The following is a 14,234-nucleotide window of genomic DNA, read 5'->3' as shown; positions in this document are numbered from 1 at the left end:
CTCACATGGGGTGTTCGGCATGCGAACGCGCACTGGCGATTTCCGCCCAGGAGTGTGAGTTAACACGCCGGAACGGCGAAGTCATGCCTTCGTAATACGTCTGCGGAACAGTACGTCCCGAGTCAGTTCGATTCGGAACCATCACGGTGGTTTCTCCCTATGAACCTGGCTGGAGAGTTCCGGGACCGAGTCCCGGACGCCGAAGGAGCAAGTACCCACAAACTCTCAGGCACCAGGACAGTCAGGGTCGGGAACTCTGGAGAGCAGCGTGTCGGCTGTAACGGCACGTTCACCGACGGGGCACGATGACCACTCCCACGAGTGTGTCTCCAAACTCTCAGGTTACGGAACAGAGCGGGTGTCAGCCGAGGCGATCCACCGGATCACCCTCACATCGCTCGAGCGATCGGTTCGCCGGTTACTCACGCTCCCTGGGAGATCCATGAATGTGACTGCTAGTGGGACATCCACGGACATCATGGCTGTCGCCAACTCGCCTGTTCTCTGGGTGGCCGTTGCCGGCATCTTCGTCGTCATCGTCGTGCAGTCGGCGATCTACATGACCGCGGTCCGCAAGGTGGCACCCGTCGCGGACATGTCGCCGGAAGACATGAAAGTGTCGTTCCGCTCCGGCGCCGTCTCGGCGATCGGACCGTCCCTGGCGGTCTGCCTCGTGGCGATCGCCCTGCTCGCCCTCTTCGGGACGCCCGCCGTCCTGGCCCGCATCGGCCTGATCGGTTCCGCCGCGTACGACGTGTCCGCGGCCAGCATCGCCGCCGACTCCATGGGCGCGAAACTCGGTGCCGACACCTACACCCAGAATGTGTTCGTGGTCGCCTTCTTCGCGATGAGTATCGGCGGTGTGATGTGGATGCTGTCCGCGCTCGTCCTCACTCCGCTGCTCAAGCGGGGCGACGCGAAGATCCGCACCGTGAATCCGGCGTTGATGGCCGTCGTCCCGTCTGCCGCCCTGATCGGCGCGTTCGCGTCGCTGGGCTTCCAGGAACTGACGAAGTCCAGCTATCACATCGTCGCGTTCGCCGCCTCCGCGGTTGCGATGGGGATCTGCCTCTTCGTGGCCCGGACGTTCGGCAAGGGCTGGCTCCGTGAATGGGGGCTGGGCATTTCGATCCTCGCCGCCCTCACCGTTACCTACCTGGTCACTTCCTGATTCACGACTCGCACGGAAAGGACTTTTCGATGACTACCGACGAAGCCGTAACGGTGTCCACCGGTGCGCGTGCACTCGCCGAGTTCGACAAGACGACGTCCCGCTGGGGTCGGATCACGATGATCGTGGGGCTGCTTCTGTCGATCGGTGCGCCCCTGTACCTGGTGTTCTCGGGTGAGGTGGACGTCACCGGAGGCCAGTTGTGGACCGCGTTCGCCGCGGTGGCCGGGACATTCTTCATCATCTGGCTGGTCGAACCGCTGACCTATTTCCCCATCCTCGGTCCGGCCGCGATGTACCAGGCGTTCATGATCGGCAACATCGCGAACAAGCTGTTGCCTGCCGCGCTCATCGCGCAGACGAACATCGGAGCCAAACCGGGAACCAAGCGGGCCGAACTGGCTGCGGTCCTGGCGATCTGCGGCGCCGCGATGGTGCACCTCGTGTCCCTGGCCGTGTTCGTGGGGCTGCTCGGCACCTGGCTGATCAGCGTGATTCCCACCGACATCGTGACCGTCACCCGTTCCTACATCCTTCCCTCGGTCCTGGGGGCGGTCCTCGTCCAGGCGATCGTGTCGATGAAGCAGCCCCGGGCCACGGTGGTCGCGCTGCTGGTGGCCGCGGTCATCACGTTCGTGGTGGTTCCGGCGATGCCGAGCCTCGCGCTGTCGTCCACCGCCATCCGGTGATCGTGACGGCGGTCCTCGCCTGGTTCCTGCGGAACAAGAACGACCAGAGCCCGGCCGAGCTCGCGACCATCGAGTAAGAATCGATGCGCGGAGACATCTCACCTTCACATGATTCGAAAGAAGACTCCATGACCGACCTCCCGATCGCGCTCACCGACGAGCTGCGGGCGAAGATGCACGACCTCTACTACCACCTGCATGCGAACCCGGAACTGTCCATGCAGGAACACAAGACCGCGGAGTTGATCCAGAGTTCCCTCGTCGCCCTCGGGATCGACACGTTCGTCTGCGGCGGCACCGGAGTGGTCGGTGTCCTGACCAACGGCGAGGGCCCCACGGTGGCCTTCCGCGCCGATTCCGATGGGCTGCCGATCGCGGAAGACACCGGCGTCGACTACGCCAGCGCCGCCACCGGACACCTCGACGACGGCACCGAGGTGCCCGTGATGCACGGCTGCGGCCACGACACACACGTCGCCACCCTGCTCACCGTCGCCGAACTGCTCGCAGGCGCGCGCGAGGCGTGGGCCGGAACGATCGTGTTCCTCTTCCAACCGGGCGAGGAAACGGCCGCCGGAGCGAAGGCCATGGTCGAGGATGGCCTGTGGGACCGGGCACCCAAGCCGGAGATCGTCTTCGGGCAGCACGTCGGGCCGATGCTGGCCGGCACCGTGCACGTCACGAGTGGCGACGCGATGGCCATGGCCGATTCACTGAAGGTCACCGTCTACGGCCAGGGCTCACACGGCTCCCAGCCCCAGGATTCGATCGACCCGATCATCCAGGGCGTCAACATGATCAACCGCATCCAGACCATCGTGTCCCGCGAAGTTCACCCCATGAAGCCGGCGGTCGTCACGGTCGCCACGTTCCATGCGGGGCTGAAGGAGAACATCATCGCGGACCGGGCCGAGTTCACGATCAACGTGCGCACCCTCGACCCCGAGGTGCGTGAGCAAGTCAATGCCGCGCTGCGCCGCATCATCTACGCCGAGGCCGACGCGTCCGGGGCGCCGAAGCCGCTGATCGAGGAGCTGTACACGTTCCCGCGCAACTACAACGATCCCGACGCCACCGCCGAACTCGTCGCCGAGCTGCAGAAGGTGCTGGGCGAGAACAACGTCAGGCCGTCGACTCCGATGATGGGCTCGGAGGACTTCGGCCTGCTCGCCGAGGTGATCGGCGTTCCGTCGGTGTTCTGGATGTTCGGTGGCCACACCGCGGAAACCCTCGAGAGTGGAAAGCCTGTGCCGGTGAACCACTCACCGTTCTTCGCCCCCGTCGCGGAGCCCACCCTGTCCACCGGCGTCCAGGCGGCGATGACGGCGATCCTGTCGAAGGTCGGGATCTAGGCCTTCCGGGCCCGTGAGTGGTTAACGAGTCTCTACACTCGTCAACCACGCACGGGTGGCGGAGCCGCCTCAGTGAGTGGTCAGCGGCGCGTCCGCGGTGGCGTCCCCGGCGTCCACGCCGGTCTTCTCGAACCGCAGTCGCGACACGGCGAGTCCGGCGAGCACGAAGGACGCGGCCACGAGGATGTACAGCTGGGTGGGCGACCAGTCGCGGTCGAGGAGGGCGCCCGCGACGATCGGGGACGCGATGGCGCCGACGCGGCCGATGCCGATGCCCCAGCCGACGCCGGTGGCCCGGACGGCGGGCGAGTAGACCGACGGCGTGATTGCGTACAGCCCGGCGATGCAGCCGTTGGCGAAGACGCCGATCAGGGCGCCGAGCCCGAACGCGATGACGATGGACGCGGTGGCGGGGACGAAGACGACGAGCAGCACGCCCGCGATCGCCATGTAGGCGATGAGCACGCGCTTGAGGGCGAAGCGTGCGGACAGCGCCCCGAGCAGGGTGGCGCCGAAGATGCCGCCGAGGTTGAGGAGCACTCCGCCGGTGACGCCCTGGTTCGCGGACATGCCCGCCTCGACCAGCAGTTTCGGGGTCCAGCTGGTGACGAAGTAGAAGCCGAACATCGCCATGAAGAACGCGAACCACACCAGGAGTGTGCTGCGGCGGCGCTGCGGAGACAGCAGGACGCGCATCGCGAATCCGGCGTCGGCCGTGGCGGCGGCGCGCGGTGCGGGCAGTCCGTCGAGTCGCGGCTGGCCGACCCGCTGGGCGAAGGCATTGATCCGGTCGAGGGCGTTGGCCGGTCGCCGGACGAGCAGGAAGTCGATGGATTCGGGGAGCCGGGCGTAGACGACGGGGATGATGGCCGCCGTGCACAGCCCGCCGAACAGGAACACCGAGCGCCAGCCGAGCGAGTTCTGCAGCACGACGGCGATGATTCCGCCGAGGGTGGCGCCGACGGCGTAACCGGTGGAGTTGAGACTCACCGCGAGCCCGCGCCAGCGGTTCGACGCGTACTCACTGGCGATGACGTTGCTGCTGGCGAGGATTCCGCCGATGCCGACGCCGGTGAGGGCGCGGAGCAGGCCGAGTTGCAACGCGCTCTGGCTGACCGCCGACAGCAGCATGCCCGTCGACGCGAGTGCCAGGCACAGCAGGATCATGGCGCGGCGGCCGATGGTGTCGGCCCACGGCGCCAGGAACAGCGAACCCGCGGCCATCCCGAACAGTCCGGCGCTGAGCAGGAGGCCGACGACCGAGCCGGACAGATCCCACTCCTGCGACACCGACTGGGCGGTGAACGCCATGACGAGGACGTCGAAGCCGTCGAGCACGTTGAGTAGACCGCAGATGGCGATGGCGCCCCATTGGTAGCGCGTCATCGGACTGCTGTCGATGCGTTCGCGTAGGTCGAATTGCATGCGCGGGACCTGCTCTTCCTCGGAGGTGGGCTGTGATGTGGCTCACGACTCACCTACCGTGGCGGACGGGTCACTCGAATCCAACTTCGCTTCCGAATGTCGGAAGACGAGAAGTGGCGGTTGCACGCGGTACTGGGCCATGATTTCCCTGTTGACAACGGACATGTCCGGGCGACCGGCAGTGGGCGGAAGGGTCCATGGATGTGACTGGCTCGGGTTTCGGTAATTCCTGGTCGGCGGATCGGTTGTTCGCCGGGCCGGGCGAGACACGGGAGCGGCTACGCCGCATCGATTGGGCGGCCACACCGCTGGGGCCGGTCGAGACCTGGTCTGTCGAGTTGCGGGCGGCAATACGCACCGTGCTGCCCTCCGAGGTCCCGATGTTGCTCTGGTGGGGTCCTGAGCTCGTGCAGATCTTCAACGACGCGTACACCCGGGTCCTCGGCGCCAAGTACCCCGCCGCGATCGGCGAACCCGGGGCCCAGTGTTGGGCGGAGATCTGGGACGAGGTGGGACCGCTCGCCGAGCAGGTGATGTCGGGCGGCGCGGCGACCTACACGGAGAATCAGCCGCTGTACCTGCTGCGGCACGGGTACCTCGAGGAGACGTACTGGACGTTCTCCTACAGTCCGGTACAGGACGAGGACGGGAAGGTCGCCGGTGTCTTCGTCGCGACGACCGACGTGACCGCGACCGTGCTCGGGGAGCGGCGATTGGAGACGCTGCGGCAACTGGGCACGGTATCCACCGCGGGCGGCGACGACCCGCTCGTCGATGCCTGCCGTGCGGTCGTGCGCGTGCTCGGCGCCAGCGGACAAGACGTTCCGCTGGCCGCGATATACCTCCGTCGGGAGGTCGCCGGTGGCTCGGGCGACGACGCCGCCGACGACCTGGTGCTCGTCGGTGCCGCCGGGGTGGACGACGACGGCGAGTTCAGGCCCGCCCGAATTCCGGCGACCGACGTCACCAGCCGCCGCGTCCAGGCGCCCGGCGAATCGTTCGAGCCCGCCGGGTCGAAGGCGGTGACGGAGGTGCGGCTGTGCCCGTTGATCGTGACGGGTCACGCGGAGCCGGTGGGTGTGCTCGTGCTCGGGATCAGTCCGTATCGCGCGTTCGACGACGCGTATCGGGGTTTCGCCGAGTTGGTCACGGCGAAGGTGTCGACGCTGATCTCGGACGCTCTGGCCTACGAGTTCGAACGGGACCGCGCCGCCGCGCTGGCGGAACTCGACGCGGCGAAGACGCGGTTCTTCCAGAACGTCAGTCACGAGTTCCGTACCCCGTTGACCTTGCTGCTGGGCCCCCTCGAGACTCTGCGTGAGCGGACCGGGGACGAGTTGCCCGCAGATCAGCGTGACGCGATCGCGGCCGCCTACCGGGCAGCGGTCCGGCTGCAGCAGCTCGTCGACGACCTCCTCGATCTGTCCAAGGCGGAAGCCGGCCAGCTGCTGCCCCGCCCGGAGCCGACCGATGTCGGCAGGCTGACCGCCGAATGCGTGAGCATGTTCGATTCCGCCGCCGTGCAGGCCGGACTCGCGCTCCGGGCCGATATCGACGAAGGCGCCGGTCCGGTCGAAGTGGACCGCGAGATGTGGGTGAAGATCGTGCTGAACCTCGTGTCGAACGCGGTCAAGTACACGCGGTCCGGATCCGTGTCCGTGGCGCTCCGCCAGGACGCCGGCCGGCTGGTGTTGAGCGTGACCGACACGGGGGTGGGCATTCCCGCCGAAGAACGGGAACGCGTATTCGACAGGTTCTATCGCGTCGAGGCCGGCGGGTCGGGCGGCGTCGGCATCGGGCTTTCCCTGGTGGCCGATTTCGCCGCTGCGCTCGGCGGTTCCGTCGAACTCGACAGCGCACCGGGCCGGGGCAGCACCTTCACCGTCCGCGTACCGCGGGTCCCGGCGCCGGACGGCGTGACCCCGCGCGCAGACGACCGACCCGTCGGCGCGGTGACGTCCTTCGGCGACATCGACCAGCGCGAACCGTCCGCCGAGGTCGCGCCGTCGACCGAACCCGGGGCGGACCGCCGCCGCATCCTGCTCGTCGAAGACCATCCGGACCTGCGGGCGTACCTGACACGATTGCTGCAGGAGCAGGGCTGGGACGTCGACGCCGTCGCCGACGCGGAGTCCGCACTGAAGCGCGTCGCCGTCCGCACGCCGCATCTCGTGCTCAGCGACGTCATGCTTCCCGGTCGCGACGGCATCGACTTCCTCCGCGAGCTGCGATCGGAGCAGTCGACGGCCCGGCTGCCGGTCGTTCTGCTCACCGCCCGAGCGGGAACGGAGTCGACCATCGACGGACTGAACCACGGCGCCGACGACTACAAACTCGCCTCCTATTCGCAGAACCGCAACGTCAAACTTCGGGAGATCGCGGCAGAGGTCGTCGCGAACTTCACCGCAGGCACCGACCGCGAATAAGGCCCCAGTTTCCCCGACCTGCGTTCCGGGTAGGCGTGACCGATGAACGACGATCAACACGCCGAACCGGAACCCGACGATCCGCGTAAGCCGGATTCGCCCGCGGACCTGACGAAACCGTCCTGGTGGTACGTCATCAGGAAGACGGCGCACGAGTTCACCCGCGACCAGTGCACCGACCTGGCCGCCGCGCTGACGTACTACGCGGTCCTCTCGCTGTTTCCTGCGCTGCTGGCGCTGGTCTCGTTGCTGGGAGTGTTCGGTCAGGGGCAGCGCACCACCGACGCGGTCCTGCAGATGGTCGACGACCTCGGGCCGTCCTCCGCCGTGGACACGTTGCGCGACCCCATCGCGCAACTGGTCGCAGCACCGACCGCGGGAATGGCCCTCGTCCTCGGCCTGCTGGGTGCGGTGTGGTCGGCGTCCGGCTACATCGGGGCGTTCGGACGCGCGATGAACCGCATGTACGAGGTCGAGGAGGGGCGTCCCGTGTGGAAACTCCGCCCCCAGATGCTGGCCGTCACCATCGTCGGCCTGGTTCTGGTCGCGGCCGCTGCGGCGATGCTCGCCCTGAGCGGCCCCGTCGCACGCTCGGTGGGTGACACGATCGGATTCGGCGACACCGCTCTGACCGTGTGGAACATCGCACGCTGGCCGTTCGTCCTCGGCATCGTCGTGGTAGCCGTGGCCATCCTCTACTACGTCACGCCCAACGTGAAGCAACCGAAGTTCCGCTGGATCAGCGCCGGCGCCTTCCTCGCCATCGTGACGTGGATCGTGGCGTCGGTCCTGTTCGGTCTGTACGTCGCCAACTTCGGCAGCTACAACAAGACGTACGGCTCCCTGGCCGGCGTGATCGTGTTCCTGCTCTGGCTCTGGATCACCAACCTGGCGTTGCTCTTCGGCGCCGAACTGGATGCCGAACTCGAACGCGGACGGGAATTGCAGGCCGGCATTCCGGCCGAGGACGAACTGCAATTGCCGCCCCGCGATACGCGCGTCTCCGACAAGAACGCCGAGAAGTACGAGCAGTACGTGCAGGAGGGCAAGGCGCTACGCGAGAGCGAGGCCGCGGGCCCGTGAGTACTTGTTAACCGCGGGCGGTTAATAAGTACTCACGGGCGGCTGAAGGTCATGGCGTCGTCCAGGATCTTGCCGTGCCGCAATGCAACCAGGTCGCGGAAGTAGTTCATCCGCAGCCGCCACGGCGCTTTCGAACCCTGCTTCGGGAACGATTCCACCGACCGCAGCACGTATCCGGCGGCGAAGTCGAGGAACGGCTCCTCCTCGACCGAACTGTCGCGCTCAGGGGCGCATTGCGTGAACCCGTTCGCGTCCATGTGCGCGAGCAGACGGCAGACGTACTCGCACACCAGGTCGGCCTTGAGCGTCCAGGACGCGTTGGTGTACCCGATGACGAACGCGAAGTTGGGGACCCCGCTGAGCATCATTCCCTTGTAGGCCATGGTTTCGGTGAGGTCGATGTCGTGGCCGTCGACGGCGAGCGTCATCCCGCCGAACGCGAGCAGGTTCAAACCGGTTGCGGTGACGACCACATCGGCGTGCAACTCTTCACCGGACTTCAGCGTGATCCCGGTTTCGGTGAAGGTGTCGATGTGATCGGTCACGATCGACACCTCGTCGTTCCGAATGGCGCGGAACAGATCCCCGTTGGGGACCAGGCACAGTCGCTGATCCCACGGGTTGTATCGGGGCGTGAAGTGGGTGTCGATGTCGTACCCCTTCGGCAGCCACTTCTCCTGGAGTTGCCGGATGCGGCCCTTCATGAATTCCGGGTACCGCTGACACAGTTGGTAGATCGCGGTGGCGACCGATGCGTTCTTCAGGCGGGTGAGGCCGTAGGCGAGCTTGGCGGGCAGGTGGCGTCGCAGCTTGTTGGCCAGCTTGTCCTTCGCCGGCATGGAGATGATGTACGTGGGCGACCGCTGCAGCATGGTCACGTGGGCGGCGTCGGCAGCCATGGACGGCGCCAGCGTCACCGCGGTGGCGCCGCTGCCGATGATGACGACCCGCTTGCCCTCATAGTCGAGGTCCTCGGGCCACTGCTGCGGGTGGACGACGCGACCACCGAACCGGTCGAGCCCGGGGAACTCGGGGGTGTAGCCCTCGTCGTAGCGGTAGTAGCCGCTGCAGGACATCAGGAAATCGGCTGTGAGCCGGACCGTCTCGCCGGTATCGGTGCGCTCGGCGTCGACCGTCCAGTGCGAATCCGCGGTAGACCACTCGGCACGAACGACCTTGTGCCGGAACCGGATGTTCCGGTCGATACCGTGCTCGGCCGCCGTGTCCTTGACGTACTCGAGGATCGACGGCCCGTCGGCGATGGACTTCTCACCCGACCACGGTTTGAACCGGTAGCCCAGGGTGTACATGTCGGAGTCGGAGCGAATGCCGGGGTAGCGGAACAGGTCCCACGTGCCGCCGATCGACTCGCGGCTCTCCAGGATCGCGTAGGTCCGTCGGGGAAAGTTGTCCTGCAGGTGGTATGCGGCACCGATCCCGGACAGTCCGGCTCCGATGATCAGCACGTCGACGTGTTCGACGGGCGTCTTCGCCCCGGTGGTCTCGGCGGCGGTCTCGGTGTGTGACATGAACGCTCTCTCGCTGGCGGGGAAGGGTGCTTACTTCGGGTCTACGGCGACGTCGCCGAGAGCGACATTACGTGCGCTGGTGCACCGGCCGAGCTTTGCGGCCTCCTCGTCCATCAGCGGAAGGATCCGGGGGACGGGCGGCAGCAGAGTGCGGTCCCCGATCCGCGACGTCACCACCGCCTTCAGCCAGGCGAAGATTCCGACCCACCGGGGCACGTAGACCCGGCGTTTCCGCTTGGCCAGGGCGTCAACGAACGCGTCGACGCACGAGCCCACCGACGTCGTCTTGCCGAGCGGTCCCGGCAGGGAGGCGAGAAATTGGTTGAACGCGGTGAGGTCGGCTTTCGCGTCCTGAACGAGCGGTGTGTCGATCCACGACATGTGGGCCGAGCCCACGGTGACGCCGTGGTGTGCGACTTCGAGACGCAGGGCGTTGGCGAAATGCTCGATGCCGGCCTTGCTGGCGTTGTAGGCAGTCAACCCGGCCACGGGCGCGAACGCGGCGAGTGACGAGACGACGAGGATGTAGCCCTTGCGTTCGATCACGGAGGGCAGTGCAGCGCGGACGGTGTGGAAGACGCCGAGAATGTTGATGTCGATGACCCGCTTGAACGTCGCCGGATCGACGTGCAGGACCGAGCCGAAGCTGGCGATGCCGGCGTTCGCGAGGACGAGGTCGATGCCGCCGAACTTTGCGATACCGGCGTCGACGGCCTTCTGCACGGCGGCCAGGTCGCACACGTCGGCGGTCGCGGCGATCGCGACGTCGTCGCCGAGTTCGGCGGCGAGCGCGTTCAGCGGTTCGGCGTCCAGATCGATCAGAACCAGTTTGACGCCTTTGCGGGCGAGGGCGCGTGACGTCTCCGCGCCGATACCACGCGCGGCCCCGGTGACGAGTGCGACTTTGTTCCTCAGCGTGGGCATGGGATCTCCTGGCGTGTGATCTGGCACCGTTCGGTGTCAGTTTGTAACTGGAACTGCGCGGTGTCAATATGGGGGCGTGAGTTCGCCCAACCTCGACGAAACGGGCCGCACGTACCGCGGTGCGGGTCCCCGTCAGCGTCAGGAAGAGCGTCGCGTGCGCCTCGTCGACGCGGCCGTCGAAGTGTTCGGGACCAGCGGATACCGCTCCGCGACGGTGGAAAAGATCTGCTCGACGGCCGGGCTCACCAAGCGCTACTTCTACGAGTCCTTCGACGACAGCGAGGCCCTGCTGTTGGCCGCGTACGCGAGCGTGACCGACCGCCTGCGCGACAGCGTCCTGCGCGGCGCGAGGGACGGCGGCGCCGATCTCGACGCGCGGGTGCGCGGTGCGCTGACCGCGTTCTTCCGATCCGTCGCCGACGACCCGCGGATCCCGCGGATCGCATTCCAGGAAGTCCTCGGTGTCGGGCCGGAGGTCGACAACGCCTACCGCCGCGTCACCCGGTCGTTCGTGGATGCAGTTCTCGTCGTCATCGGTCCGGCAGTCGACCGGACCGCATTCCCCGACTTCCACCTGCGCACCCTCGCGACCGGCCTGGTCGGAGCCGTGCTGATGATCGCCCAGCAATGGGTGCTGTCGGAGAACCCGCAGCCGATCGAGTCCGTCATCGGCAGCGCGCACACCATCCTCTCGGCCGTCCTGGGCCAGCTCGGTCCCCAGCCCATGTGAGTGGCACAGCGTCCGGGGGCACGCTTTGTCACTCACGTGCGCTGACCTGGGATGCATTGCGCCGACGGCAATTCGGGCAAACCCCTGACGGCATCACATATATGTTGTGAAATACCTGACATGCCCGGTGCTGTGCACTGCCAATCGCCGTGGGTCCGCACCACGACGATCCGCGCGGTGCTCGTCACGCTGCTCGGGGTGGTCGCGCTCGCGGCGCCGCCGCCGATCGTCGCGCACGCCACCGGTTACGAGCGGCTGCTCGACATCACGCCGGCGAACGCGGCGGCGGAGTCGATCGGCGGACTCGACCCCCGGCTGCCCATCGATTCCGCCGTTCTCGGCGCCGCGCTGTCGGCCGCCCGCTCCGACGGCATAGCTCCCACGCGGTATTCCGCTCTTCTGCAACAGTATTGGCTCGCTCGTGGATCCGAGGCGTCCGGCATCGACCTGGCCGCGTGGGATCCGAACGCCGGGCTGATCGCCAACGCCGCGGTGGTCGACCGGGTCTACGAGAACTACGGCCGGTACCAACTCCAGCGCACCGAGCTCTACTGGTCAGGCATGGCCGGGCTGGCGGGAGGATCGTTCGCCGCCGGCTTCTGGGACCTCGACCTCGGCCGCACCGTGCTCGGAGTCGACGCCGTCCACGCCCTCGGCAACGCCGTCGCGTCCACGGTCCGTGGGTTACCCGGCGAGGCGATGACGCTCCTGCCTGCGGACCCGAGAACGCTCGCCGGCGTCGGACCGGCGATGACCGCCGACGACATGGACTGGTACCAGAAGCGCCTGCTGATGATGCAGAAGCACATCTACTTCGACATGGTGCCCATGCACGAGGCGTACCTGAACGAGGGCCGGGCCGCTGTCGAGGAGATGGCCGATGCCGGACTGCTCGACGAGAACGCCGAGATTGCGTGGAACGGAATCTTCTCCGGCACTCCGGTGGGTTACGCGGACGCGTTGTTCCGGATGGCGTCGCGCGAGCAGAATCAGATCATCGCCGATCAGTGGGACGTCACCGCGGCAGCCCGCGACGGCGTCGGCCGCGCGCTCACCTACGCCACGACCCTCGCGGCGCAACCGTCGGTTCCCGGCTCGCGCGCACCGGGACAGGTTGCGCCGATGTCGGTCGACGGCGACGTGAACGGCTCGGCCTATCGCCTCCGCACGCCCCTGCCGGGTTTCAACTGGGCCGATCGCGAACCGCGCTGGCAGTACATCGTCAGTGACATCGCGTCGTCCTACCAGCGGCTCGCCGAGGGTCGTCCGGGAGAGTTGCGGGCCCTGCTGGCCATCCCGTTCCGCGACTTCGTCGAGAGCCAGCGGGTGCTGCGGCGGGTGCCCGACCTGGCCCGCGACATGAGCACCGGCTGGGAGTTGTCCCCGGCGCACCAGTAGCAGTTGTCGAACGAACGGGACGCTCGTTCGTCCCGTTCGTCCGGGGCGTGAGGCCGGCTTTCCAATGGATGGATGTGACGTTGCGCACGCGTGGGCCTGTTGGCACGTTGTGTCACACAACGCCAGGCCCGATCGCAGGAGAGTCGATGAACGTATCCGCCGTCACGCACGACAGCCCGACGACCGCGACACCCACCGAGGTCGCGAAGACGCCGAAGAAGGCGGCACTCGCGTCGTTCCTCGGCAGTGCACTCGAGTACTACGACTTCTTCATCTACGGATCCGCCGCCGCCCTGGTCTTCGGGCACACGTTCTTCCCGGCGGGCAACGACGCGATCGGGACGGTCGCCGCGCTCGCGACGTTCGGGGTGGGCTACGTGGCCCGGCCCGTCGGCGGAATCGTGCTGGGACATTTCGGAGACAAGCTGGGCCGCAAGAAGATTCTGCTGCTGACGCTGCTCATCATGGGTCTGTCCAGTCTCGCGATCGGGTTCCTGCCCACGTACGAGCAGATCGGCATCGCCGCCCCGATACTCCTCGTGCTGTGCCGCCTCGCACAGGGATTCTCCGCGGGCGGTGAGGCCGCCGGCGCCAGCACCCTCACGCTCGAGCACTCACCCGAGGGGCGACGGGCGTTCTTCACCAGTTTCACGATGACCGGATATGCCGCCGGGATGGTCCTCGCGACCCTCGTCTTCATCCCCGTGGCCGCGCTGCCGAAGGATCAACTCGACAGCTGGGGTTGGCGAATTCCGTTCTGGTGCAGCGCGGTGATGCTCGTGGTGGCCTACTTCGTGCGCACCAAGCTCGACGAGACCCCGGTGTTCGAGGAGTCACGCGAGCACGCGGAAGTGCAGAAGCTGCCCGTCGTCACCGTCGTGACCACCCAGTGGCGGGACGTCCTGCGGATCGCGCTGTGCTCGCTGTTCGCGGTCGGGCAGACGGTGTTCACGGTCTTCGGGCTCGCCTACGCCACCGGACCCGACGTCGGCATCGACCGCACCACGATGCTGTGGGCGTCGTCGGTGTCGATCGCAGGGTCCATCGTCGCGATCCCGCTGCTCGCCAAGCTGTCGGACCGCGTCGGACGTCGCCCCGTCTGGATCACCGGTGCCCTCGGGTGCGCCGTGACGATCTTCGGGTACTTCTGGGCCATCTCCGTCGGCTCCATTCCACTGATCTTCCTCGCCGCTCTGCTCACGATGACCCTGTTCTACTCGATGGTGAACGGCCTGTGGCCCAGCTTCTTCACCGAAATGTTCGCGGCGCCGGTGCGCTACTCCGGTTTCGCGGTCGGCACGCAGATCGGCTTCCTCATCGCCGGATTCGCCCCGGCGATCGGCTGGGCGCTGCTCGGTACCGGGGTGAACGCGTGGGTCCCCGTCGCGGTGTTCACTGCCCTCTGCATGCTGGTCTCGTCCGTCGCCGCCTTCACCGCCCGCGAGACGTACCGGGTGCCGCTGGCCGACCTCGGGCGTCCGTCGCCCCCGCGGGAGTAGCCGGAGGA

Annotated in this window: 11 protein-coding genes and 2 riboswitches; of the genes, 8 read left to right on the top strand and 3 right to left on the bottom strand. The window is 67.1% G+C overall.

Annotated elements, in window-relative coordinates; genetic code table 11:
- The first annotated feature begins 159 nt into the window (after positions 1–159).
- Positions 160–251, top strand: a riboswitch (glycine riboswitch).
- A 3-nt stretch (positions 252–254) separates the two neighbouring features.
- Positions 255–355, top strand: a riboswitch (glycine riboswitch).
- A gap of 123 nt (positions 356–478) precedes the next feature.
- The 3 genes from RHA1_RS14250 (at position 479) to RHA1_RS14240 (ending at position 3,212) form a co-directional block, all read left to right on the top strand.
- Positions 479–1,171 carry a DUF5058 family protein gene (locus tag RHA1_RS14250; protein WP_237726887.1) on the top strand — a complete coding sequence of 231 codons (693 nt, stop codon included), beginning with the start codon at positions 479–481 and terminating at the stop codon, positions 1,169–1,171.
- 29 nt (positions 1,172–1,200) lie between these two features.
- Complete coding sequence (locus RHA1_RS14245) at positions 1,201–1,860, top strand: hypothetical protein (RefSeq protein WP_237726886.1); 660 nt, start codon at positions 1,201–1,203, stop codon at positions 1,858–1,860.
- A 128-nt stretch (positions 1,861–1,988) separates the two neighbouring features.
- Positions 1,989–3,212, top strand: coding sequence for an amidohydrolase (locus tag RHA1_RS14240; RefSeq protein ID WP_041811440.1), 1,224 nt, complete (start codon positions 1,989–1,991; stop codon positions 3,210–3,212).
- Between the two features lie 69 nt (positions 3,213–3,281).
- On the opposite strand, the gene RHA1_RS14235 is transcribed toward RHA1_RS14240, so the two are convergent.
- Entirely contained in the window at positions 3,282–4,637 is a 1,356-nt protein-coding gene (locus tag RHA1_RS14235; RefSeq protein WP_011595602.1) for an MFS transporter, read from the bottom strand.
- Between the two features lie 197 nt (positions 4,638–4,834).
- Here RHA1_RS14235 and RHA1_RS14230 point away from each other — a divergent pair, with 197 nt between their 5' ends.
- Together RHA1_RS14230 and RHA1_RS14225 are read left to right on the top strand one after the other, a co-directional pair.
- Positions 4,835–7,063, top strand: a complete 2,229-nt coding sequence (locus RHA1_RS14230) for an ATP-binding protein (RefSeq protein WP_050787301.1) — start codon at positions 4,835–4,837, stop codon at positions 7,061–7,063.
- Between the two features lie 42 nt (positions 7,064–7,105).
- Positions 7,106–8,146, top strand: coding sequence for a YihY/virulence factor BrkB family protein (locus tag RHA1_RS14225; RefSeq protein ID WP_011595599.1), 1,041 nt, complete (start codon positions 7,106–7,108; stop codon positions 8,144–8,146).
- A 32-nt stretch (positions 8,147–8,178) separates the two neighbouring features.
- Here RHA1_RS14225 and RHA1_RS14220 read toward each other — a convergent pair whose 3' ends face one another.
- Entirely contained in the window at positions 8,179–9,675 is a 1,497-nt protein-coding gene (locus RHA1_RS14220) for a flavin-containing monooxygenase (RefSeq protein ID WP_011595598.1), read from the bottom strand.
- A gap of 30 nt (positions 9,676–9,705) precedes the next feature.
- On the bottom strand, positions 9,706–10,599 hold the full coding sequence (locus tag RHA1_RS14215) for an SDR family oxidoreductase (RefSeq protein WP_011595597.1): 894 nt from the start codon (positions 10,597–10,599) through the stop codon (positions 9,706–9,708).
- 76 nt (positions 10,600–10,675) lie between these two features.
- Between RHA1_RS14215 and RHA1_RS14210 the strand changes: the two genes are divergently transcribed.
- The 3 genes from RHA1_RS14210 to RHA1_RS14200 all read left to right on the top strand — a co-directional run bounded on the left by RHA1_RS14210 (position 10,676) and on the right by RHA1_RS14200 (position 14,226).
- On the top strand, positions 10,676–11,329 hold the full coding sequence (locus tag RHA1_RS14210) for a TetR/AcrR family transcriptional regulator (RefSeq protein WP_011595596.1): 654 nt from the start codon (positions 10,676–10,678) through the stop codon (positions 11,327–11,329).
- A gap of 120 nt (positions 11,330–11,449) precedes the next feature.
- On the top strand, positions 11,450–12,727 hold the full coding sequence (locus tag RHA1_RS14205) for a hypothetical protein (protein WP_011595595.1): 1,278 nt from the start codon (positions 11,450–11,452) through the stop codon (positions 12,725–12,727).
- Positions 12,728–12,873: 146 nt separating this feature from the next.
- The gene (locus tag RHA1_RS14200) at positions 12,874–14,226 is read left to right on the top strand and encodes an MFS transporter (protein ID WP_011595594.1); all 1,353 of its coding nucleotides are present in this window, start codon (positions 12,874–12,876) and stop codon (positions 14,224–14,226) included.
- The last annotated feature ends 8 nt before the right edge of the window (positions 14,227–14,234 follow it).

The organism is Rhodococcus jostii RHA1 (genome assembly GCF_000014565.1).
Taxonomy (GTDB): Bacteria; Actinomycetota; Actinomycetes; order Mycobacteriales; family Mycobacteriaceae; genus Rhodococcus_F; species Rhodococcus_F jostii_A.
The sequence above is the reverse complement of the archived record's forward strand: the minus strand, read 5'-3'. Positions and strand labels throughout refer to the sequence as shown.

Bases quoted from the DNA above. Each gene is read 5' to 3' on its own strand.
- RHA1_RS14230 (WP_050787301.1), top strand. From the start codon at position 4,835: ATGGATGTGACTGGCTCGGGTTTCGGTAATTCCTGGTCGGCGGATCGG.
- RHA1_RS14245 (WP_237726886.1), top strand. From the start codon at position 1,201: ATGACTACCGACGAAGCCGTAACGGTGTCCACCGGTGCGCGTGCACTC.
- RHA1_RS14225 (WP_011595599.1), top strand. From the start codon at position 7,106: ATGAACGACGATCAACACGCCGAACCGGAACCCGACGATCCGCGTAAG.
- RHA1_RS14220 (WP_011595598.1), bottom strand. From the start codon at position 9,675: ATGTCACACACCGAGACCGCCGCCGAGACCACCGGGGCGAAGACGCCC.
- RHA1_RS14240 (WP_041811440.1), top strand. From the start codon at position 1,989: ATGACCGACCTCCCGATCGCGCTCACCGACGAGCTGCGGGCGAAGATG.
- RHA1_RS14235 (WP_011595602.1), bottom strand. From the start codon at position 4,637: ATGCAATTCGACCTACGCGAACGCATCGACAGCAGTCCGATGACGCGC.
- RHA1_RS14205 (WP_011595595.1), top strand. From the start codon at position 11,450: ATGCCCGGTGCTGTGCACTGCCAATCGCCGTGGGTCCGCACCACGACG.
- RHA1_RS14200 (WP_011595594.1), top strand. From the start codon at position 12,874: ATGAACGTATCCGCCGTCACGCACGACAGCCCGACGACCGCGACACCC.
- RHA1_RS14250 (WP_237726887.1), top strand. From the start codon at position 479: ATGGCTGTCGCCAACTCGCCTGTTCTCTGGGTGGCCGTTGCCGGCATC.
- RHA1_RS14215 (WP_011595597.1), bottom strand. From the start codon at position 10,599: ATGCCCACGCTGAGGAACAAAGTCGCACTCGTCACCGGGGCCGCGCGT.